Here is a 20,031-nt window from a genome sequence, read left to right as displayed (position 1 = left end):
CCCGGCGCCGGCTCCGGGGCCAGACAGACGGTGCTCATCGAGTACACCGAGGACGGCGAACTCGACCTCCGGCGATCGATACAGCCACCGGCCATCTGCTGCGCTACACCGGTGATGGCAAGGACGGATTCAGCGCGGCCTCGGACCGCGGTGGAAATTGGGCGCTCTTGTGCAGGGGTAGAAGTACATCTTTGTTCTCCGATGGATCGGGACACTGCGCTTCGTGACTGCCGCGGATACGTTCCGCGAGTTGCCGTATGCGTTCGGTCACGCCACCATGGAGGTCTCGTCCGGAGGCCGGACCGGCCGGTCCGCCGCCGTGGACAGGAGGGGTTCGGCATATGGCCAGGTACTTCGAGAACGATGCCGGCGAACTCGTCCCCGACGCGCTGTCCGGCTTCGCCCGCGCCCACGCCGACCTCGTGGCGTACGACCCCGATGACGGGTTCTTCACCGCCCGGCACTCCTCACCGGCCCGCCGGGTAGGGCTCCTGTCAGGTGGCGGCTCGGGGCACGAACCCCTGCACGCCGGGTACGTCGGCGCGGGCATGCTCGATGCCGCCTGCCCCGGGAGGGTCTTCGCCTCTCCGCACAACCGGCAGATCTTCCGGGCGTCGCGCGCGGTTGCAGGGCCGGAAGGCGTCCTGCACATCGTGAAGAACTACACCGGCGACCGGATCAATTTCGGTATCGCGGCCGAACGGCTTGCCGCCACGGGCATCACCTGCGCACGGGTCCTCATCGACGACGACCTGGCCTCCGACTCCGAAGCGATCGCCGCAGGCCGCCGTGGCACAGGCGCCACGATGCTGGTCGAGAAGGTGCTGGGCGGCGCCGCGGACACCGGGATGGGGCTCGAAGGGCTGGTGGAACTCGGCACCGCCCTCGCGGGCCGGTGCCGGACGCTCGCCGCCGCCTCCGCCGCCCACACCGCACCGGCCACCGGCGAGCCGGCGTTCGGGCTGCCGGCCGGGGAACTGGAGTACGGCGTCGGGATCCACGGCGAGCGCGCCGATCGCACCAGGAGCCAGGGCTCCGTGGGCGCGCTGGTGGAGGACATGGCCGACGCCCTGCTGGACGCGTTGCGCCCCGGGCCCGACGATCCGGTCGTGGCGCTGGTCAACGGCCTGGGGTCGGTCACCTCGCTCGAGCTGTACGGCATTTTCGGTGAACTGGGCCGGGTCCTTGACGCCCGGCGTGTACGGCTCGCACGCCACCTCGTCGGCGACTACGTGACCGCGCTCGACATGCGGGGCTTCTCCCTGACCCTCATGGTCGCCGACCAAGACACGCTGGGCTTCTACGATGCGCCGGTCCGCACTCCGGCGTTGCGGTGGTGAGCGGCCCGCAGGCCGTCGCCCCGGCGGCCCGGGACAGGAGCAGGAGGACGGCCCCATGACGACCACTGCCGCTTTCGACGGGACACAGACCCGCGACTGGATGCGCCGCTTCGCCGATTCGGTGTACGCCACCGAGGCCGAGCTGACCGCGCTCGACCAGCAGGCGGGGGACGGGGACTTCGGGACCAATCTCGCGACCGGGGTCCGGGCCGCCGGACTGCTGCTCGACCGTACGGACGAGTCGGCCGGACCTGCGGAGACCCTTGGCATCATGGCTACCGCCTTCCTCGACGAGATCGGCGGGACCAGCGGCCCCCTGTTCGGTCTGCTGTTCCAGGCGCTGAGCAGGGCCGCCGCAGGCTCCGGTCCCGATCTGACGACGGCCGCACTCGCCGATGGCACCGCCGCAGGCCTCGCTGCCATCCGCCGTGTGGGCGATGCGTCCCCCGGCGACAAGACGCTGGTCGACGCGCTGGATCCGGCCGCGGCCGCACTGCGGGCGGCGGGAACCGAGCCGCCCGCGACCGCCCTGGCCACAGCGGCGGACGGCGCCTGGCAGGGCGTACGGGACACCGCGTCCCTGTCGGCACGCATGGGCCGGGCCAGCTATCTCGGTGACCGGGCGACAGGCATACCTGATCCCGGAGCGGTGGGCATCGCCCTTTTCTTCGCCTCCGCAGCCGGCGCCGTACCCGCCCTGGGGCCTCATCTTCGGCCCACCGGCTGACCGCGCCCGCGCCCACGCCGAGAGGAGTGGGCGCTCTATTCCCCGATCCGGCTGCGGGCCCAGCGCACCAACTCCGGGTCGGCAAGGCTCTCGACCCACAGGTCTGCCTGCTCCGCCTCGGGTCCTGGCGGGCAGGGGCCCAAACCGATGACGCGGAGGCCTGCCCGGCGAGCGGATTCCATGCCCGTGAGCGAGTCCTCCACGGCCAGTGCGTCCTCGGGCGGCACACCGCAGAGGCGGACGGCCACGCTGTAGACATCGGGCTCCGGTTTCGGCCGTACGTCCTCGCCGGCAACCACGACGTGGCTGAAGGAGCCGAGGAGTCCGGCCCGGCCGAGGCACGATTCCACCGTCGTCCGGGGGCAGTTGCTCGCCACCGCCAGGGGCAAATGCCGAGCGGCCAGCCGGACCAGGGCGGCGGCTCCCGGCATGGTGACGGGGTCCTCGTCGACCAGCGCCGTGAAGGTGGTGAGGAGTGTGGACGCCATGTCGCCTGCGAGGTCCGGCTTCCCGGTCTCATCGGCCATGAGCGCGCCACACTCGGTGTAGTGCACGCCCTTGGCACGGTCGGCGAATCCGGCCGGAGGCTCGAGGCCGAAGGCCCGGAAGGTGGCGTTCCGAGCCTCCTGCCAGTGTCGTTCTGTGTCCATCAGGGTCCCGTCGCAGTCGAAGACGATGGCTGACGGGGACCAGGCAAGGAAGTTTCGAGCTTTCATGTGACTGCCGTTCTCGGAGACTGCGCCGACCGTTTCGGTGCACGGGTGCACGGGTGGCAGAGAGGTGCCGGGATGCGGGTGCCGATTGCGCAGCGATGAGGGATCCGCACGAATGGGCACGGCTACTGCGACCGCGGGCACGTCGCTGAGCGCGTCGTGGCGGACGTGGATCGTCGTTTTCGGCTCGAGCCGAAAACATCATGACCGTTACGTTATTTCGCCTACCCGGTTTCCGCAATCACCAATTCGAGTGCATGGAATTGCCCCGGTCGCCGGCGACCGGGGCACGCCAACGAACCGGAGGAAAAAGCCGCAACACCCACAGCCCGAGCAACGTGCCTGGTGAGCGGCACACCCGGTGGCCCACGACGTCACGAGGGGCGCCGTCATGCCCCTCGCACGAAACACCCCTCCCCCGGCCGGGCGACGGATTGTGTGAACGCACGTCCACACGCACACAACTGACGAATAATAAGATCTTCGCGCGATGCGACTGCACCCCTCATAGGGAGGGTCCGCATTTCCTCGCCATAGCGATAGAACATTCGAGCGAAGGTGGAACGCACATGCAGGACAGAGCCCGGGCAACCCGCAAGGCACTGCTGGAATCAGCAGCACATCTATTTGCCGAACGGGGGTACGCGGGAACGAGTATCAATGACATAAGTGATCACTCGGGGAAAACCAGCGGCGCGATCTATTTCCATTACTCGAGCAAGGAGAAGCTGGCCTTGGCGGTGGCCCGGGAACATTTCGCCACCTGGCCGGAGCTCGCCGCCCCCTACGCCGCGCCCGGAATCCCCCCGCTGGAGAAGCTGGTCATCCTGAGCCTCGATGTCGCGCGCTCCCTCAGCGAGGACGTCGTGGCGCGCGCGGGCGCCCGGCTTTGGGCGGAGCGTCGATGTATCGACGCAGTCGTGCCCACGCCGTTCGATGTCTGGTCCCTGGCTGCCACCCGACTCCTCGCCCAGGCCCGAACACGAGGTGAGCTTGCGGCCGACGTGAAACCGTCGGCCGCGGCCGTGACACTCGTGTGCGCGTTCTTCGGGCTCTGCACACTGACCGACGACCTGCCGGGCGGGCGGGACCGGGGGGAGCAGTTCGATCAGTGGTGGCTGCTGACACTCAAGTCCCTTCAGGCGAAACCGGATCCGGCCGGTCTGCTCGCCCGTGCGCGGGCGTGGATCCCCGCACGGCCGTAGGGCACAGCACCCAGCCCACCAGACCCGTCACACGCAGCAACCCAGTCGGAATGCCGCAACCTCACGAAAGGTGTCTTGGCCGGGCTGCTTTCGGCTGCGGCGCGGCGGCCAGGCTCTACCTGCCCTACAGGATCAGCTCGTCAGCAGGGATCTCGAGCCGGCACACCGGTCTCGATGCCATACAGATCACCCCGACCCACCACCCCCACCATCGGCTGAAGGCCATCTCCGCCCGACCTGGACAGAGTTTGAGGCCAGGCTGGTTACGTGGGCCGTGGGTGGCTTCGGTCACTTCAATGGGCAGCAATTGTTTGCCCGTTCGGTCAGCATTTGATGATCTCGGCACTCATGGATGTTCACGAGAATCAGTTGTGGTTCACTCTCCGTGGAGCTTGCACGCTGAGTAACAGTGTTGGGTGAGCGGGCCGCAGGGAAGTTGCCTGGAATTGACGCGTACCCGGTGGGGTGGGGCTGACAGGTCGGCCCGCGGAAGAAGTGGTGCCCTGGTTAGAGGAGTTGCTGTCCCAGTCGATTGCGGACGTAGCGGTGCTGTCTGTCGATGTGACCGGCGAGGCAGTACGCATAGAGGCTCGAAGCACGGTGACTGGGGCCACCCGTCCCCGACGCGGGCTCTGGTCACGGCGGGTTCACCACTCCCACCCGCGCTTCCCGGCTGATGTGCATAGCGATGGCAGACGGGTTGCTCTCTGTTTACGCGTCCGCAGATTCCTCTGCCCGGTCACCTCGTGCGGGAAGAAGACCTTCGCCGAACGGTTGCCAGGCTTGACTCGTCACTACGGTCGGCTGACCGAGCACCCTGCGGTCGGCGTCGGCCACGGTCGCACTCGCACTCGCACTCACCGGTTGGCCGGTGCCCGACCGGTGAACATGATCGGGATTTCCGTGAGCGCAACACGGTGCGGCGTGTTGCGAAAGTCCTGGTCCCGCTGGGGCTGGCCGATGAGGGCAACGTTGTCAGTGGTGCGATGCATGATCGGTGCATCAGTTTCTCGTGGAGGAGGGAAGCACCATGCCGATCACGCATCAGCAGGTAGCGGGACACGAGTTTCTGCAGCAGATGTACGACGACTCGTACTTCCCTGATCACGTGGTCGATCAGGGGAAGGCAATCCTGCTGCGGCTGTGCGAGCGCATTGAGGACGAGCAGCCCGCGACCTGGAGGCCTTGTACGTGCTCACCGAGGCTGCGACGGAGGAGTTCAACCTGCTGGACGCGGAGTTCGTGGCAGCAGGGAGCGAGATCGAGACGGTTGCGCGGGAGTGGATCTGTGACGATTTTCGCTTCGTCGCGTCGGCATACGGGTTCACGGACGCGGATGCGGAGGAGCTGACCGCGGGCCGGGACTGGTGAACGAGGACGGGGAAGCCCCCGCTGATCAGAGCCACTCGTAGAGAGCTGCGATCAGCACGGTCGCCTCGTAGCGGACGACGAGCCTGTCGTACCGCGTGGCGACCGCGCGATGCCTCTTGAGGCGATTGATCCCACACTCGACCGCGTGACGCTCGCGGTGGTCGACCCGGTCGAAGCGTGGCGGCCGACCGCCGCGGGAGCCGAGCTTGAGGTCGTGGAAGGGCGCCCACAACCGGCTGCGCATGTGGGCGGCCAACGGCACCTGGGAGAGGGTCTTCACCACCCTGCTCGCCCAGGCCGACGCCGAGGGCGACATCGATTGGGTCATCGCGGTCGACTCCACCGTCGTCCGCGCGCACCAGCACGCCGCCGGGGCCCGTCAAAAGGGGCTCCAGCCGGTGAGCCGGACGACCATGCCCTCGGACGCTCCCGTGGCGGACTGACCACCAAGATCCACCTCGCCGCCGACAGTCGCTGCCGACCGCTGGCCTTCGTGCTCACGCCCGGACAGGCCGGGGACGCACCCGCGTTCTCCGCGGTCATGGCCCGCTTGCGGGTGCCCCGGCCGCTCGGTCGGCCCAGGATTACGCCGGACGTGGTCCTGGCCGGCAAGGCGTACTCGTCCCGCGCGATCCGCACCCATCTTCGCCGACGTGGGATCCGGGCCGTGATCCCACAGCCCGCCGACCAGGCCGCCAACCGCAAGCGTCTCGGCAGCCGAGGCGGCAGACCACCGGCCTTCGACCGCGACGCCTACAAGCAGCGCAACACGGTCGAGCGGTGCATCAACAAGCTCAAGCAGTGGCGCGGACTGGCCACCCGCTACGACAAAACCGCCACCATCTACCTCGCCGGACTCCACCTCGCCGCCATCTTCATCTGGTCAGCAAGGTGATGTCAGTCGAGCTGCCTAGACCCAGCCTTCGTCAAGGTGAACCGTCCAGGTGTCTCCCACTGCCCGGTGCAGTTCAACCAAGACCGCCACATTCGCGATGGCCGCTGGCGCGTCGGACAGCCGCAGTGGGGAGTCAGGAACGCCGCTGCGCAGGTAAGTGGGCAGCTCGCCGTTGCAGTTGAAGGTGTGAAGCGGCAGGGGACCGGCGTCGAACCACCCGGGACAGTTCTCTTCCGCCCACGCAGCAGCGGCATCGACACGATCCACATGCGCCAGCAGGTGCTCCGGAGCAGGACCATCGCTGAAGTGCACGAGGAAACCGTGAGCGTCCACTGCCCACCAATCCCACGTGAATCCAGGCCGAGGGTGCCGCAGGATCGTCGTCATGCAGCCACCGTATCCAGGCTGCACAAAGACCGGTGAGGATGATCCGAAGGAAACGGCCTAGGCCGGGCGGGGTGCGTGACGGTTCGCGACCCGACCCGACTCAACCTGACTCGACTCGACCTTCGACGGTCACTGCGCAGGGGAACTGCACGCATGCTGTTCGATGCCGTTCTCTGGTCCTATTGAGCAGTTCGGGACGGAGACCGGGGAGGTGGACGCGTGCCAGCTGAGAATCCAGCCGCCCGTAAGTGCCGCCGCGCCGCCTGCCAGGGCGATTGCGCCGCCTGTTCCGATGCCTGCGGCCACCGCGCCGAAGCAGGCCGGCCCGACGCCCTGCAGAGTCATGCTGCCGGAGCCGAGCAGGCCGAAGGCCTGGCCCTGGCCATCTTGCGGCAGGGCGTCCAGGAACGGCCGTTGCAGGCCGAGACCGTAGGCGAATCCGAAACCGCAGAGCAGTAGCAGACAGGACGAGACGCCGACTCCGGGCTCGGCAGCAAAGCCGACCAGTGGCAGTCCCATCAGCGCAATCAACGGGACTACCAGTCGCTCCCGGGTGGGTGGCCGTAGGAGTCGGCCCACCAGCAGGTCACCGACAAGCATGCCGACCGGCAGACAGCCCATCAGCACCGCGTACCAGCCGGGTGCGAAGTGGCGCGCTCCCGCGTAGGCGACGATCAGGCCTTCCGCGCCCGCTACGAATGCGGGCGGCAGCCACTGGGCCAGCATCAGACGTCGCACCTTCTGTCCGTGCAGCAGCAGGCCGGCAACGTGCAGGCTTGCCCGGACGGTCCCGCCATCGCGCGAAGCGCTGCCGGGTGTGCCGCCGAACTCTCCCGGCTTCAGCCGGGGCAGCCGGGTGCGGATGGCGAGCGCGCAGCCCAGGTAGAGGGCGGCGCTTACCGCGAGCGCCCGGTGCGGGCCGAGTACCGCGACGGCCGCGCCTCCCAGTGCCAGACCGAACAATTGGGCGCCGGAGCCAGCGATGTTGTTCAGTGAACGGCCCAGTACATAGGCGTCGCCCTCAAGCCACTGCGCGACCAGCCGACTCGACGCGCCGCTGAACACCGGTGTGGCGAGGGCGACCAGCGCCACGACGCCGAGGCTTGCCGCGATCGGCATCCGCACGAGGGCGAGCAGGAGGGCGGCGGCGCACTCCAGGGCGTAGCCGCCCGCGATGAGCGCGCGGGGCGGCAGTTGGTCGGCCAGTGAGCCCAGCAGCAGCGAGCCGAACAGCTGCGGGACAAAGCCGATACCGAAGGCCAGCGCACTCAACAGCGCGGAGCCGGTGGCCGCGAAGACCAGCACCGAGAACGTGGTGATCCGCAGCGAGCCCGCAGTGATCGCGACGGTGCGGGTCGAGAAGAGCAGCCGGAATCGCGGCTCGGCCAGCACCTCCCGGTAGGTGGCGCGGTGGTTGCCCTGCACGGGTTCGGCTGTTGGGGTCATGCCGCCCAGCCTCGCCGTGCGCCCACGCCACTCACCAATGATTCGTCCCTGGACGAATCTGAACAGACGGCCCGCGATAGCGTGGCAGGGTGCTCCGCTTCGAAGTCTCAGTCGAGGACCTGCTGCGCAGCCGCTTCGCTCTGTCGCCCGCGCTGGACCTCTGCTTGTTGCTGCGTTCCCTCACCGGCCAGGGCCGGCCGCTGCCGCGAGCCTGGGCCGCCCGGCTCCTGCCGGCCTTCGAGCGGCTTCGCCGCGAGACCGAGTTGGACGCCGTCCTTGCTGTGCAGGCCCCGCTGTCCGGGCCGAACTTCGTCGCCCCGCCTCCGCGCGGTCTCAACCAGACCTGGGCGGACGACCTGGCCGTGATCAGGGCCACGCCGCTGGAGGCGGCCCGCCACGAATTCGCCACCACCGCGACCGGCCCGTCCGCCCGTGATCCCCGCGTACGCGCGGTGCTGGACTCGACGGACGTCGTCTCCAGGATCGCCGAGGCGATGGACCATGCGTGGCACGAACTGCTCGCCACGGACTGGCCGCAACTGCGCGCGATCTGTGAGCGCGATGTCGTGCACCGGGTGGGTGTGATCGGCGAACACGGATGGGCCACGACCATCGAGAGCCTGCACTCGGGCGTCGTCTGGCGCGCCGGCGGTATCGAGATCGGCTTCTTCCGAGGCGGAACAGTCCGCCTCACCGGCGACGGGCTGCTGCTGATCCCTTCGGTCTTCGTCGGGAACATCGCCGCCCACCTGGAAGACGCCTGGCCCAGGACCTTGGTCTATCCCGCCCGCGGCACCGCCGCGCTGTGGGGCGAACAGGAGACCGTCCCCCGACCGGACGCGCTGACGGCCCTGGTCGGCAGGGCCCGAGCCCGGCTGCTGCTGGCGCTGGACGCCCCGGCCAGCACCAGCCACCTCGCCCGAAGCCTCGCCATGGCACCCGGCGCGGTAGGAGATCACCTCGCCATCCTGCGAGGCGCGGGGCTGCTTGTCCGCGCCCGGTCCGGACGGTCGGTGCTCTACCGGCGCACCCCGCTCGGTGAGGCACTGGTCGGCGGTTCGGGGTGAGGGCTCGGAGCGGCACTGCTTCTGAGACGCCGCCAGCAGATGATTGCGCAGTCGAGGGTGCGGAAACCTGATGGAGGTCGGCGCGGACTTCCCAGCGGATACGCAGTCGGCGGAACCCGCGCAGAAGTGCGAAGGGCGCTTCGACGACCCAGCGGTTGTTGCCCGGGCCGCTTCCGTGCTCGGTGCCACGCCGGGAGATCAGCGGGCGGATGCCCAGCTCACGGCTTGGATGAGACTGCCGACGCCTCCGGTCCCTCCCCGCAGCTCCTGGCCCGCCGGGCTGTCCCGGACGCCCCTTCAGCTTCCGCTGCGCGTCCCAGGCATGCCGCGCCCCGCGGCTGTCGCCGTCACGCCTGGGCTGCGCTCGCCGTTGACCCCGTCGCGTTCTGGGTGGCGAACCGCCGCGCGTCGGCGGCGGCGGACGCTGACACCAGTCGGCTGTATGCGGCGAGGGCGCTTGTGCCGGGACGGTCCCGAGCGGCGTCTGCCATGGCTGCCGCCACGGCTTCCGCGCCGTCGGCAGCACCGTCGACGACGACGGCCACTCGTTCGGGTTCGATCAGCTCCGTGACGGCTTGCAGGAAGTCGTCGGGGGTGATTCCCGCGAACGGGCCTGCCCCGGACCGTCGTTCCGGGGCAGACGTCGCCCGTGAGGCGCCGGCCGCTGCCGCGGCCGCGGGGCTGCCCCATTCGGCCCTGTCCCAGAGGTGCGCCTGGACCGCCTCGCGGAGGTCCTCTTCGCGCGGTGCGCGGGTGGCCAGACCGAAGACGACTTCCAGCGCCTCGACGGCGGCCTGGGGTGCCTGTTCGGCGGGGGCCTCGAACCGGAAGCGCAGCGCGGACAGCGGGCCCTCGTGAACGATGTCGCCGTGTACCGCGTATGCCAGTCCGGACGATTCGCGCAGAGTCCGGGTGAGCCGGGACGAGGGGGTTGCGGTGAGGAGGAGGCGGGCGAGCTCGAGACAGCCGAGGTCGCCCTTGTCTTCCGGCGCCCTGATGCCGATCATGACCACGCAGGGAGAGCCGGCGGCCCCGCGGCGCACTGTGAGCGCCTTGGGTGGCCCGATCGGTTTCGACGTGTACGCCGGGCGGTCCGAGGGGGCAGGCGTGGAGTGCGGGGCGTGGACAGGCGCCGGTGCTGAGCGGGCGAGGGCCCGTAGGTCGACGCGTGCGAGGTCGGCGGCGATCACCAGGTCGCGGGGGGCGTTCTGTACGCGCCGGTGGAAGGTGCGTACGGTCTCGGCGTCGATCGTCTCGGGCGCGGTGGTTGCCTGCGCCGTGCTGTCGCGTGTGCGCCGGTCCTCACCAGGAGGGAAGAGCGCGGCGTTCAGCAGGGAGGCGGACGGGTCTCCGTGGGTGCGGCGGACCGCGGTGCGGGCCCGGTGCCAGCGGCTCACGAACATGTCGATCTCGTCGGCCGTGGGGGCGAACGCCTCGACGGTTCGGGCCAGTAGGGCGAGTGCGTCGGCGAGCAGATCCGGTGTCGAGCGGAGCACGCAGCGGATCGCGTGCCGGTCCGCGTCGACGGTGAGGGTCGTGCCGAGGTCCTCCAGCCCGTCCTCGATGCTTGTCCCCCCGTCCCGGCCGCCGCCGCGCCGGAGCAGCATCGCCCAGATGCGGGCGGTGGCCTCCGGGACCGGCGGGCCGTCCGTCGTCCCGATGTGCAGCACGAGGTGGGCGACGGCGGTCAGCCTGCCCTGCAGGTGGATGGGAACCAGTTGTGTCCGGAGCCGTGTCGGTGCGGCCGGCAGCATGGCGGGGGGCTCTGCCGGTGGAACGGTCCGGGAAGGGCTCGGCGGTACGACCGGGGGCGCGGTCACGCGGCTGCCTGTGAAGTGTCCCGGGCGGGATGGTCGTAGACGAGGTATGTCGCTGAGGGCAGGTACTCCCGGGCGGCGTGCGTCACTTCTTCCTCGGTGATGTCGGCTATCGCCTCGGCGGTCGCGTAGGCCTTCCACGGGTCGCCGTGGAGGCTCAGGTGCGTGGCGAACGTCTCCGCTCGTGCAGCGGGGTCGTCGAGCCGTTCGAGCTGCTCCCGGCGAACCAGCCGAACCGCCCGCTCCAGTTCGCCAGGGGTGAGCCCATGGGCGACCGAGGTGATGATCTCCTGGACGCGCGCGCGGAGTTGTGCCCCGGTGGTCCCCGCAGTGGCGGTAGCCGATCCGAAGATCACGGAGCTGCCGTGTTCGAGGTGCCAGGCCGCTGTGAGCTCCGTGGCCGGGCGCGCGACGCGCGCGTCGCGCACGGCCCGGCGGAAGAGCCGGCTGCCCTTGCCCCTGCCGAGCACGGCCGCGAGCACGGTCGTGGCGACATGTTCCCTCGTCCCGTGCGGAGCGGTGTGGGCGAGGACGTACACCTGAGGAGGGATCCCCGGCGGGCAGACCGCCCAACGGGTCCCGCCACCGCTGGTGTCGGTGCGGCCATGTGCGTCATCGGTCCGCGCCGCGTGGCGGGGTGGGTATGCGGACGGCGGGTGCAGGGACGGGGCCGGTCCTCGGTCCACGGTGCCGAGGGACTCAATGGCCGTGTCGATGGCCGCCTCGGCCGGCAGGTCGCCGACGACGACAAGGGTGGCCCGCTCGGGCCGGTAGTACTCGCGGTGGAAGGCGGCCACTTGCTCGGGCGTCAACCGGGCGAGTGCTTTCGTGTCTCCCATCGAGACGTGCCGGTAGGGGTGAGAGAGCGGAAACGCCTGCGCGAAGAGGTGGCCGGGCGCTTCGGCGAGGGGTCCCCTGGTGCGCTCCTCCTCCTCACGCCCGATGAGCGTCAGGTGCCGGGCGAGGGCCGCCTCGTCGAGCGTGCGTGGCAGGTGCGCCATCCGGTCCGCCTCCATCGCCAGGGCCCGGGGCAGCAGGGCGGTCGGCACCGTCATGAAGAAGGCCGTGCGGTCCTGGCTGGTCGAGGCGTTGACGCCCCACGCGCCGCGGTGCTGGAGTTCGCCGAAGAAGTCCGGGTGGCCAGGCGTCCCCTCGAACATGAGGTGCTCGATGAAGTGTGCGACCCCGTGCAGCCCCGGGGGCTCGTGCCGGGACCCGACGTCGTAGCGCAGGTGGATGTGGAGTCCGTCCAGGACACGGTCCTCCTGCGCGACGACGGTCAGGCCGTTCGCCAGCCTGGTGGAGACCAGCCGGCCGTGGGGGGCGCTGTCGTGTACCCGCACGGTCAGGACCTCGCGTACGCGAAGCGCAGCGGCAGGGTGAGGCAGAGCTCCTCGCCCGGTCCGCCGAGCCGGAGAACGAGGTCCCGTGCCTCCAACTCGGCCAGGCCGCGGCGGTCCGAGGGGCGCGGGGCGGTGGGGGTGGCGTACCGGCGCAGGAGGTTCCCGTAAGGCAGGTCGGGGAGGACGAAACGGCGGGGCGTGCCGGGGTCGCGCGTGTCCTCGACCGTGACGAAATCCGGGCCGCGCCGCACTGTCAGGAGCGGGCCCGGTGGGACCGGCCAGACCGGTGCGCCGTTCTCCCGTGGCGGGTCCAGGTGGTGGAGCGGGCCCGTCGGCATGCCGTCGAGGCCGCCCTCCCAGTAGACGCGGAGGCCGACGCCCGCCGCTTCCACGAGCAGGTGCAGGAAGCGGGCGGTGGTAACCGGTTCGGCCGCGTCGAGTCGCATGGGGCGTGCGATCAGCAGACCGCGCATGCCCCGGCGGGCCTGGGCCGCCAGGGCGTCCCGGGTGTGGCCCTCGTCGGGGTCGTGAGGTGCCAGGAGGGTGGAGCGGCGGGTAGTGGAGGTGCGTTCACTCATGGTCGAGTCCCGTCGGCAGGGCCACGTACCGGCCCCCTTCGCGGAACAGCCAGCGTCTCTCCCGCCATTCCTCCAGTACCTCCGTCACCTGCTCCTCGGTCGTTCGGTGGCCGCTGGCGGTCACCTCCCGCAGCACGCCGGCGGGCGAGCGGCCCTTCCAGGTCGCCAGGAGGGTCGCGACGAGCAGGGGGTCCGTGATCCGTTCCTCCGTGGGCGCGGTGGTCCGCTCGTCCACGACGCGCAGCGCGTCGCCCTCGGCGACCGCCACCAGACGCCTGCCCTGGTGGTTGTCGCGCCACGTGTCGACGGCGGCCCGCAGACGCTGCGCGGCAGGTTCGCCGAGTCCGGCGGGTTCGCTCTCGAAGATGTAGCTGATGTCGGCGACTTCCTCGGCCGGGAGCCGGTAGACCTTTTTGAGCAGTCCGGAGGGACCCAGGTTCTCCAGGCCGAGCGAGGCGTCGTCGTAGAAGGGGCTGAAGCGGGTGAGGACCGCCCGGTAGACGCCTTCGGGCGGGGTGAGGTGCCAGAGTCCCGGCATCTGCTCAATGATCTCGTCGTAGTCGGACTCGGTTTCTCCGGGGAATCCGTAGAGGAGGTTCCAGCCGGGGAAGACGCCCACGGTGCGGCAGTCACGGAGCAGACGGACGTTCTGCCAGCCGGTCACGCCCTTGCGCATGAGGTCGAGGACGTGGGTGCTGAGGCTCTCGATGCCCGGCTGGACCTGTGCCACGCCGGCGTCGGCGAGGACCTTCAGCTGCCGCATTCCGAGGTTGGACTTGATTTCGAAGAACAGGCGCAGGTCCCAGGGTTGCTCCGCGAGCCGGGGCAGCAGCTCGCGGAGGTATCCCATGTCCATGATGTTGTCGGCGAAGACGACGTCGAGCATCTGGTGCCGGCGGACGGCGTTCTCCATCTCCTTCAGGACGCGGTCGGACGACTTCGCCCGGAACGCCATGAGGGATCCGTTCAGACCGCAGAAGGTGCAGTGGTGCTTCGCTCCCCACCAACAGCCGCGCCCGCCCTCGATCTGGATCTTGGGTTCCACGTCGGCGACGGACCGGGCGGCCGTGAAGGTGTCGAAGTAGCCGCTGAGGTCGGCCTCGGGGATGGCGTCCACCGGGACGACGGAGCGGGGCTGCGGGTTGGCTGTCGTCACACCGTCGGCGCTGCGCCAGCACAAACCGGGGATGGCGGAGAGTTCCGGCGTGGGCGGGCGGTGGCCGGGTGCGGTGGCCGCCAGCGCACGCAGCAGGGTGGGTAGGACGATCTCGCCCTCCCCACGGACCACGTAGTCCAGGCAGCCGAAGTTGCGGTGCAGAGCCGTCCCCTGCACGTCGTCGCAGTTGGCTCCGCCCATCACGGTGACCAGGTCGGGGGCGCGTTCCTTGAGTGCGCGTGCCAGCGCGAGGCTCGGCATGTTCTGGTCGAAGGTGCTGGTCATACCGACGATGTCGTAGCCGCCGTCGACAAGTTCGTCGGCGAGCCGGTCGACGAAACCGGCGCTGAGACGGTACATCTCCGCGGCGGCTTCGAGGTCGGCGCCGCCGGAGGTCGCTGCCGTGTGGAACGGGGAGCCGACGGGTTCCTCGAAGCCGTACAGGGCGGGCGAGAACACCCATTCGCCGGTAGCGACGTAGTACCCGTCGACGATGCGCCGGTAGTCGGTGCTGCCGATCCGGCCTCCGGTGCGTTCGTGAACGTGGTCGGCCCAGCGGATGTTGGCGTAGACGGTGTCGACGGCCTCGACGAAGTCCAGGTTCCGGGCGACGGGGGCGAGCGTGCTGATCGCCATCGACGGCATGTCCAGGGAGGCCCACGGCATGCACACCAGGGCGACCCGGAGGGTGCGGAGCGGTGCTCGTGAGGGGACGGGGGGAAGGCCAAGGAACTCAGCCGTGGTCATGGTCTTCAGCCCTCTCAGACGCGCGCGTTCTCGGGCTTGGGCAAGTGCGTTCCCCGGTAGTCCGCGCGCTCGATGTCCGCGCCCTCGGTGAACGCCTCGTCGAAGGGGACGTCCCATACGTACGCGGACCAGAAGTCCGCTCCGCGGAACGCCGTGCGGGCGCAGGTGCACTGGCGGAGGTCGGAGTGGCGCAGATCGGTGCGGCGCAGATCGGCCTCGGTCAGGTCCGCGCCGAAGAGGCTGGCCCTGCGCAGGGAGGCACCCGAAAGATCGGCTGAACGGAGCACCGTGCGCGCGAGGTCGGCGCTTTCCAGGTGGCTTCCCGAGAGGTCGGCCCCGGTCAGGTCGGCGCCCGTGAGGCGGGCTCCGGTGAGGTCGGCTCCGCGGAGGTCGGCACCCCGCAGGTCCATGCCGGCCCCGTGGCCCCGCAGCAGGAGCCATCCATCGACCAGAGCGACCACCCGCAGGGTCTCGTTCCCCTGGGCGACCAGGGCGAGGGTCCGCATGCCCAGGCCGAGGGCGGACACCTCGGCAGCGGATCGGGCCAGGGCCACACCGGCGGCGGGCAGCGGGCCGCAGAGCACGGGATCGGCGCCGCGGGGTCCCCGCATGCGGCTGTCCAGCGGCAGAAGAGCGCGGGTGCCGGGCTCCATCGTGCCGTCACCGGCTTCGGTCAGCACCACGTCGAGCAGGCTACGCATGGGCCCGGGTCCTTTCGGCGTCGTCCCGGAGGCCCTGATCGGGCTTCTCGGACATGAAGAAGAAGTTCTGGGTCAGCCTTCCTTCCGCGGCTTCCTCGCCGAAGAGTTCGGTGATGCCGTGGAAGAGCCGGCCGCCCCTGAAGACGACGCAGCGGTTGTACGCGAGGTCCACCTGGTGGAGGGCTTCCCACCGGTCCTCGCGAGCGGTGTCGCGCAGCACGTACCGCTGGTCGAACTCCTCTTTGCTGCGGCAGCCGAGGCGTGCCAGCTCCTCGGGTCCGGGCGCCCGGTCCAAGCCGGTGGGAAGGTGCCGGTAGAAGCCGAGTCCGCCCCGAGCCCGGTCAGGCGGGGTGAGATAGACCACCGCGGTCCAGTCGACGAAGTCGAGGTGCACCCGCGTCCGACCGACATCCGCACCGGTCGCCACCCGGAACTTGCCGAAGACCCAACGGCTCGGGTCGTGGTGGACCGGCGTGCCGACGATCTCGGCGAGTCGACGGGCGTGCCCGTCGCCGGCGAAGGCCTTGGCACTCTCCTTGCCGGGGAAGTTCGCCGCTTCCCCGAAGTCGCGGTACTCGGCGGCGAGGGCCATCTCCCGCACCCGGTCGGGGTCCTGGTAGAAGTTCTCGACAACCAGCAGGTCGCCATCGAGTGCGCGCTCGACACGCGGCGCGGTCACCGGGCCACACCTTCCATACCGGCGGGCATCGCTCTGACGGCGGACGGGACAGGAATGACCTCGTTGAAGAAGAAGTTGTGAGTGATGCGGGCGTTGGCGGGGCGGTCGCCCAGGCCCCCGAGCGGTGCGTGATAGAACTCGCACCCGCGGAAGAGCACCAGCCGGTTGTAGAGGGGCGCGACCCAGTCGACCAGTTCCCATTTGGACAGGTCCGCCATGTCGCGCCGGGCGACGCCCTCTTCGAACGCGTCGGCGTCGGCGTAGCCGAGCGAGCGGGCCACCCGGTCGGAAGGCGGCCGGGTGAAGCCGGTCTCGCGGTGCCGGAAGAATCCGGTGCCGGCGGACGGAGGCGCACCGGGCGTCAGATACACCATGCCGGCCCAATCGACGGCGGTGTCGGCGTGCACCTTGCTGCCGCGCCCCGTCTCCTCGGTGATCACCCGGAAGCCGCCCCAGGTGAGCCGGTCACCGTCGACGTGCACCGGCGATCCGACGGTCTCCTCGATGGCCCGCTGGAGGGCGTCCGTGCTGAGCGCCTTGCTGCTCTGCCAGCCGGGGTAGTTGTAGCGACTGGCGCTGCGGAAGTCGGAGCGGAGCGCGGCGGCGCGTACGCCGTCGGGGTCGGCGTAGAAGTCGTCGACGACGATCAGTCTGCTGCGCATCACCGGGACCTCGCTTCGTCGAAGAAGAATCGCTGGGCGAGCCGCCCGTCGGAGGGGCAGGTGCCGTAGCCGGAACTCGCGCGGTGGAAGAGGACGCTGCCCTTGAGGAGAACCAGGCGGTTGTAGACCATGGAGACCCGGGAGATCTCCTCCCACGCGTCGGGCCGCACCTTGTCCGGGTAGTAGACGTCTTCGATCCAGTGGTCCCGGTCGCGGTATCCGAGTTCCGCCGCACGGCCGTCATCGGGTGGCCCGGTCAGTCCGCTGGTGCGGTGACGGAAGAAGGAGAGGCCGCCCTGGCACCGGTCGGGAGGTGTCAGGTAGACGATGCCCGCCCAGTCGGTGTCGTCGAAGTGCGTTGTCAGCGGCGCGTTCGCTTCCTCGCCGGTGAAGGCGAAGACCCCGAAGCCCATGCGTGCGGGGTCGTGCCGCACCTGTATGCCCAGCAGTTCCGCGAAGGTGTCGGCGGTCCCGCGGCCGGCGAAGGAGTTGTATGTCTCCGCGTCGTAGGTCCGGCCGCTGTCGGTCTTCTGCGGCGACCAGTCGCCCTTCTCCAGGGCCAGGGTTCGCACCCGGTCCGGGTCGGCGTAGAAGTCGTCGACGACCTGCAGCGTTCTGTTCATCGCAGGTCTCCTTCCTCTCGTACGTCGGCGCGGCCGTGCCGGAGGCGCGGCCTGAGGAATGCAAGGAGCAGCAGGTAGCCGGCACCCGCCACCCAGTACGGGACCCGCAGGGCCTGCTCCTGGCCGAGGGGTCCGGAGGTGGCCTCCACCAGGAGGCCGCCGAGGAGCATGCCCGCAACGCTCATCCCGAAGGTGACCATGCGGAAGGTGGCGTTGACCCGGCCGAGGGTGCCGTCGGGCACGGACAGTTGGCGGAGGGTCAGGGTGCTGACGCTCCAGAAGGCGACGGCGGCCGACGCGACCGCGTAGAGGACGACAACGACCGGGACGGCCGGTACGAGGCCCACTCCCAGGAAGCAGAGGGCCATGGTGAGCAAGGCGGTGAGTAGCGACTTCTCCGTGCCGAGGCGTTCGAGCAGCCGGCGTGCGTACTGACTTCCGGCGACTCCGCCGACAGCGGCCGCCGAGAGCAGCAGCGCGTACCCGAGGGAGCCCAGGCCGAGCGTGTCCCGGACGAAGAGGACCTGGCCCGCGAGCATGGCCGCGTACAGGGTGTTCAGCACCACCGCGCTGAGCGCGAGCACCTGCAGGATGGGTTCGGCCCGGACCAGTTTCAGGCCCGCGCCGATCTCGGCAGTGAACCTACCGCGCCCGGCCGGCGTCACCACAGGATCGTCCCCACGACGACGGATCATCAGCAGGGCCGCCGCGGAGATGCCGTTGACCAGCGCGTTACCCAGGAACGGTACGGCCAGGCCCGCCTTCAGCAGCAGTCCGCCCAAGGGGCGGCCGACGAAGTCGTTCGAGAGGATCTGGCTGGCTCGAATATGGCCGTTGGCCCGGGACAGCGCCTTCTCCGGGGCGAGCAGGGGGACGGCCGTGTCGGCGGCGATGCCGTAGGCGACCTCGGTCGTCCCGAAGAAGACGGCGAAGGCTGTCAGCACCGCCATGGACACGTCGGTGGTCAGCAGCAGGAGGCCCAGGACGAGCATGGCGGCCGCGCGCAGCGCTCCGGCGGCAGCCATGAGCGCGATGCGGGGCATCCGGTCGACGACGGCGCCCATGGGGAGGGCGAACAGCAGCCACGGAAACCGCTCCGCCATCGCGACCAGCGATATCTGCAGTGCGCTGTCGGTCACGGTGGAGGCGGACCAGGTCAGGGCGATGAGGGTCATGCCGTCGGCGACACCGCCTGCGGTCAGGCAGGACCAGAAGAGCCAGAACCTCGACGGCAGTCGAGTCGTCCGGGCCACGGGCGTCTCGGTCATCGCGCGACTGCCGGCGCGGTCGTCCGCTCGAGGAGCTTCGCGGTCCACGGCCAGGCGGGCACGAGCGGGTTCGCCGCCATGGCGAGCGCCTGCGGGAGGGCGGTGCGCACCAGCCAGTCCGGCAGCTCCGCCGCCAGCTTCTCCGCCTCGTCCGCCATCCATTCCCCGTACCAGCCGAGCGACGTGTCGCCGGCGAAGGTCAGGGAGGCGGCGACGTTGGGCAGCAGGGCGGCAGCCGGATGGCCGCGGCGGGCGAGTTCGAGGGTGGCCGGGACCGCGATGTCAGGACGGTCGTAGAAGGCGCGGGTACCGACGACCGATGCGTCGACGCCGGCGGCGTCGGCGTGCGCGCGGACGGCGTCCAGCATCGCCGGCCACCGACGGGCCATCTCGGCGTCCAGCTGGTCCGGGGTCGTAGGTACGTCCGCGGGGTCGGCCGGGTCCGCGAGGCCGCCGTCCGGGACACGGAAGGACTCTGCCCGGTGCAGGCGCAGCCTCTGCATGCGCAGGATGGCGGCGTCGGCGGGCGTCAGCCGCTCGACGAGGTCGGCGGCGAGCGGAGGGAACCCGGTCTCCGGGTCGGGCCAGGTGTCGCGGAGGACAACGGTCATGTTGCGGCGGCACGGCAGGTACCGGGCCTGCGGCCACAGGGGGGCGAGGAGCGCGGCAAGGGTGTGCTGCGGTGAGGGCGGGGAGAACGGGTCCAGGTGGCTGGGGAGGCCCCAGGCGTTGAGGAGGACGGTTCCGCCCGCCGTAACGGCGCCGCGTACTCCCTTCCAGAAGGCCGCGTCGAGAATGAAGGAGGGGTACGACTCGCCGGCGTAGACGTCGATGAGCAGGAGGTCGTAGCGCCGGCCCCCGTCGAGGAACGTCGCGGCGTCAGCCACTTCGGTACGGAACTCCGCCTGCGGGAAGTGCTGCTGGAACAGCGCACGGGTGACCGTCACCATGCCGGGGTCGAGGTCCACGGCAGTGACTCGGCTTGCGGGAGACGCCGTCAGCAGGGGGCGCAGGGACCCTCCGTAACCGAGGCCCAGCACGCAGACCTCGTCGGCCGGCCCTGACAGCGGCCCTACGGCGAAGTCGTCGGGCTGGTTCCCCACGAAGACCCGGTCGCCGGCGAGCAGAGTCGCGGAGGTGCTCAGCAGCAGAGGTGTGGCGCCGTACATCGCTCTCCTCGGAAGTCGTACTGCCACGTCCCGGCTCCGCTGCCTGGCCTTCCTGACCGCCTTCGTCCTGCTGCCCGTGTACGTGATGGTCAGCAGCTCCCTCAAGCCGCTCCAGGACGTCTCGGGGAAGTTCCACT

At 70.2% G+C, this 20,031-nt stretch carries 18 protein-coding genes and 3 pseudogenes; 7 read left to right on the top strand and 14 right to left on the bottom strand.

Annotation, left to right across the window (positions count from 1 at the left end; all coding sequences use genetic code 11):
• Positions 1-341 precede the first annotated feature (341 nt).
• Both ABT025_RS30465 and dhaL read left to right on the top strand, forming a co-directional pair.
• Positions 342-1,340 carry a dihydroxyacetone kinase subunit DhaK gene (locus ABT025_RS30465; RefSeq protein ID WP_351001494.1) on the top strand — a complete coding sequence of 333 codons (999 nt, stop codon included), beginning with the start codon at positions 342-344 and terminating at the stop codon, positions 1,338-1,340.
• Between the two features lie 55 nt (positions 1,341-1,395).
• On the top strand, positions 1,396-2,067 hold the full coding sequence (gene dhaL / locus ABT025_RS30460; protein ID WP_351001492.1) for a dihydroxyacetone kinase subunit DhaL: 672 nt from the start codon (positions 1,396-1,398) through the stop codon (positions 2,065-2,067).
• Positions 2,068-2,102: 35 nt separating this feature from the next.
• On the opposite strand, the gene ABT025_RS30455 is transcribed toward dhaL, so the two are convergent.
• Positions 2,103-2,783: an HAD family hydrolase gene (locus tag ABT025_RS30455; RefSeq protein ID WP_351001490.1), complete on the bottom strand. Its 681-nt coding sequence runs from the start codon at positions 2,781-2,783 to the stop codon at positions 2,103-2,105.
• A 566-nt stretch (positions 2,784-3,349) separates the two neighbouring features.
• On the opposite strand from ABT025_RS30455, the gene ABT025_RS30450 reads away from it, so the two are divergent.
• Positions 3,350-3,985 carry a ScbR family autoregulator-binding transcription factor gene (locus tag ABT025_RS30450; protein ID WP_351001488.1) on the top strand — a complete coding sequence of 212 codons (636 nt, stop codon included), beginning with the start codon at positions 3,350-3,352 and terminating at the stop codon, positions 3,983-3,985.
• A 1,030-nt stretch (positions 3,986-5,015) separates the two neighbouring features.
• Positions 5,016-5,356 (top strand): annotated as a pseudogene (locus tag ABT025_RS30445) (DUF5713 family protein).
• A gap of 25 nt (positions 5,357-5,381) precedes the next feature.
• On the opposite strand, the pseudogene ABT025_RS30440 reads toward ABT025_RS30445, so the two are convergent.
• A pseudogene (locus ABT025_RS30440) lies at positions 5,382-5,564 on the bottom strand (IS5 family transposase); the annotation flags it as partial.
• Between the two features lie 34 nt (positions 5,565-5,598).
• Here ABT025_RS30440 and ABT025_RS39570 point away from each other — a divergent pair.
• Positions 5,599-5,799 carry a hypothetical protein gene (locus tag ABT025_RS39570; RefSeq protein ID WP_502972066.1) on the top strand — a complete coding sequence of 67 codons (201 nt, stop codon included), beginning with the start codon at positions 5,599-5,601 and terminating at the stop codon, positions 5,797-5,799.
• Positions 5,772-6,251, top strand: a pseudogene (locus tag ABT025_RS30435) (IS5 family transposase); the annotation flags it as partial. The gene ABT025_RS39570 and the pseudogene ABT025_RS30435, both read left to right, overlap by 28 nt.
• Before the next feature lie 15 nt (positions 6,252-6,266).
• Here the strand turns inward: ABT025_RS30435 and ABT025_RS30430 are convergent.
• A complete protein-coding gene (locus ABT025_RS30430; protein WP_351001486.1) occupies positions 6,267-6,638 on the bottom strand; it encodes a hypothetical protein in 372 nt (123 codons plus the stop codon).
• A 129-nt stretch (positions 6,639-6,767) separates the two neighbouring features.
• Positions 6,768-8,084, bottom strand: coding sequence for an MFS transporter (locus ABT025_RS30425; protein WP_351001484.1), 1,317 nt, complete (start codon positions 8,082-8,084; stop codon positions 6,768-6,770).
• Positions 8,085-8,173: 89 nt separating this feature from the next.
• Between ABT025_RS30425 and ABT025_RS30420 the strand changes: the two genes are divergently transcribed.
• Positions 8,174-9,151: an ArsR/SmtB family transcription factor gene (locus tag ABT025_RS30420; protein ID WP_351001482.1), complete on the top strand. Its 978-nt coding sequence runs from the start codon at positions 8,174-8,176 to the stop codon at positions 9,149-9,151.
• Between the two features lie 347 nt (positions 9,152-9,498).
• Here ABT025_RS30420 and ABT025_RS30410 read toward each other — a convergent pair whose 3' ends face one another.
• The 10 genes from ABT025_RS30410 to ABT025_RS30365 all read right to left on the bottom strand — a co-directional run bounded on the left by ABT025_RS30410 (position 9,499) and on the right by ABT025_RS30365 (position 19,894).
• On the bottom strand, positions 9,499-10,905 hold the full coding sequence (locus ABT025_RS30410; RefSeq protein WP_351001480.1) for an insulinase family protein: 1,407 nt from the start codon (positions 10,903-10,905) through the stop codon (positions 9,499-9,501).
• 62 nt (positions 10,906-10,967) lie between these two features.
• Positions 10,968-12,311, bottom strand: coding sequence for a M16 family metallopeptidase (locus ABT025_RS30405; RefSeq protein WP_351001478.1), 1,344 nt, complete (start codon positions 12,309-12,311; stop codon positions 10,968-10,970).
• Positions 12,312-12,313: 2 nt separating this feature from the next.
• Positions 12,314-12,889, bottom strand: a complete 576-nt coding sequence (locus ABT025_RS30400) for a hypothetical protein (protein WP_351001476.1) — start codon at positions 12,887-12,889, stop codon at positions 12,314-12,316.
• Positions 12,882-14,792: a RiPP maturation radical SAM C-methyltransferase gene (locus ABT025_RS30395; protein WP_351001474.1), complete on the bottom strand. Its 1,911-nt coding sequence runs from the start codon at positions 14,790-14,792 to the stop codon at positions 12,882-12,884. Before ABT025_RS30395 ends, ABT025_RS30400 begins: the two co-directional genes overlap by 8 nt.
• Positions 14,793-14,806: 14 nt before the next feature.
• On the bottom strand, positions 14,807-15,493 hold the full coding sequence (locus ABT025_RS30390; protein WP_351001472.1) for a pentapeptide repeat-containing protein: 687 nt from the start codon (positions 15,491-15,493) through the stop codon (positions 14,807-14,809).
• Positions 15,486-16,172 (bottom strand): DUF6445 family protein, encoded by a 687-nt coding sequence (locus ABT025_RS30385; RefSeq protein WP_351001470.1) that lies wholly within the window; start codon positions 16,170-16,172, stop codon positions 15,486-15,488. Before ABT025_RS30385 ends, ABT025_RS30390 begins: the two co-directional genes overlap by 8 nt.
• Complete coding sequence (locus tag ABT025_RS30380) at positions 16,169-16,834, bottom strand: DUF6445 family protein (RefSeq protein ID WP_351001468.1); 666 nt, start codon at positions 16,832-16,834, stop codon at positions 16,169-16,171. The genes ABT025_RS30385 and ABT025_RS30380 overlap by 4 nt, the downstream gene beginning before the upstream one ends.
• Positions 16,834-17,457, bottom strand: a complete 624-nt coding sequence (locus ABT025_RS30375; protein ID WP_351001466.1) for a DUF6445 family protein — start codon at positions 17,455-17,457, stop codon at positions 16,834-16,836. The genes ABT025_RS30380 and ABT025_RS30375 overlap by 1 nt, the downstream gene beginning before the upstream one ends.
• Positions 17,454-18,725: an MFS transporter gene (locus ABT025_RS30370; RefSeq protein WP_351001464.1), complete on the bottom strand. Its 1,272-nt coding sequence runs from the start codon at positions 18,723-18,725 to the stop codon at positions 17,454-17,456. Before ABT025_RS30370 ends, ABT025_RS30375 begins: the two co-directional genes overlap by 4 nt.
• Positions 18,722-19,894 carry a spermidine synthase gene (locus tag ABT025_RS30365; protein WP_351001462.1) on the bottom strand — a complete coding sequence of 391 codons (1,173 nt, stop codon included), beginning with the start codon at positions 19,892-19,894 and terminating at the stop codon, positions 18,722-18,724. The genes ABT025_RS30370 and ABT025_RS30365 overlap by 4 nt, the downstream gene beginning before the upstream one ends.
• Positions 19,895-20,031 lie beyond the last annotated feature (137 nt).

The organism is Streptomyces sp. NPDC002809, assembly GCF_040295435.1.
Taxonomy (GTDB): Bacteria; Actinomycetota; Actinomycetes; order Streptomycetales; family Streptomycetaceae; genus Streptomyces.
Note: the sequence above shows the minus strand (reverse complement) of the source record. Positions and strands in the feature narration are given on the sequence as shown.

Excerpts from the sequence above, each read along its gene's own strand:
- ABT025_RS30410 (WP_351001480.1), bottom strand. The coding sequence starts at position 10,905 with ATGCTGCCGGCCGCACCGACACGGCTCCGGACACAACTGGTTCCCATC.
- ABT025_RS30370 (WP_351001464.1), bottom strand. The coding sequence starts at position 18,725 with ATGACCGAGACGCCCGTGGCCCGGACGACTCGACTGCCGTCGAGGTTC.
- ABT025_RS30425 (WP_351001484.1), bottom strand. The coding sequence starts at position 8,084 with ATGACCCCAACAGCCGAACCCGTGCAGGGCAACCACCGCGCCACCTAC.
- ABT025_RS30365 (WP_351001462.1), bottom strand. The coding sequence starts at position 19,894 with ATGTACGGCGCCACACCTCTGCTGCTGAGCACCTCCGCGACTCTGCTC.
- ABT025_RS30455 (WP_351001490.1), bottom strand. The coding sequence starts at position 2,783 with ATGAAAGCTCGAAACTTCCTTGCCTGGTCCCCGTCAGCCATCGTCTTC.
- ABT025_RS30430 (WP_351001486.1), bottom strand. The coding sequence starts at position 6,638 with ATGACGACGATCCTGCGGCACCCTCGGCCTGGATTCACGTGGGATTGG.
- ABT025_RS30395 (WP_351001474.1), bottom strand. The coding sequence starts at position 14,792 with ATGACCACGGCTGAGTTCCTTGGCCTTCCCCCCGTCCCCTCACGAGCA.
- ABT025_RS30465 (WP_351001494.1), top strand. The coding sequence starts at position 342 with ATGGCCAGGTACTTCGAGAACGATGCCGGCGAACTCGTCCCCGACGCG.
- ABT025_RS30390 (WP_351001472.1), bottom strand. The coding sequence starts at position 15,493 with ATGCGTAGCCTGCTCGACGTGGTGCTGACCGAAGCCGGTGACGGCACG.
- ABT025_RS30375 (WP_351001466.1), bottom strand. The coding sequence starts at position 17,457 with ATGAACAGAACGCTGCAGGTCGTCGACGACTTCTACGCCGACCCGGAC.
- ABT025_RS30450 (WP_351001488.1), top strand. The coding sequence starts at position 3,350 with ATGCAGGACAGAGCCCGGGCAACCCGCAAGGCACTGCTGGAATCAGCA.
- ABT025_RS39570 (WP_502972066.1), top strand. The coding sequence starts at position 5,599 with ATGTGGGCGGCCAACGGCACCTGGGAGAGGGTCTTCACCACCCTGCTC.
- dhaL (WP_351001492.1), top strand. The coding sequence starts at position 1,396 with ATGACGACCACTGCCGCTTTCGACGGGACACAGACCCGCGACTGGATG.
- ABT025_RS30400 (WP_351001476.1), bottom strand. The coding sequence starts at position 12,889 with ATGAGTGAACGCACCTCCACTACCCGCCGCTCCACCCTCCTGGCACCT.
- ABT025_RS30380 (WP_351001468.1), bottom strand. The coding sequence starts at position 16,834 with ATGCGCAGCAGACTGATCGTCGTCGACGACTTCTACGCCGACCCCGAC.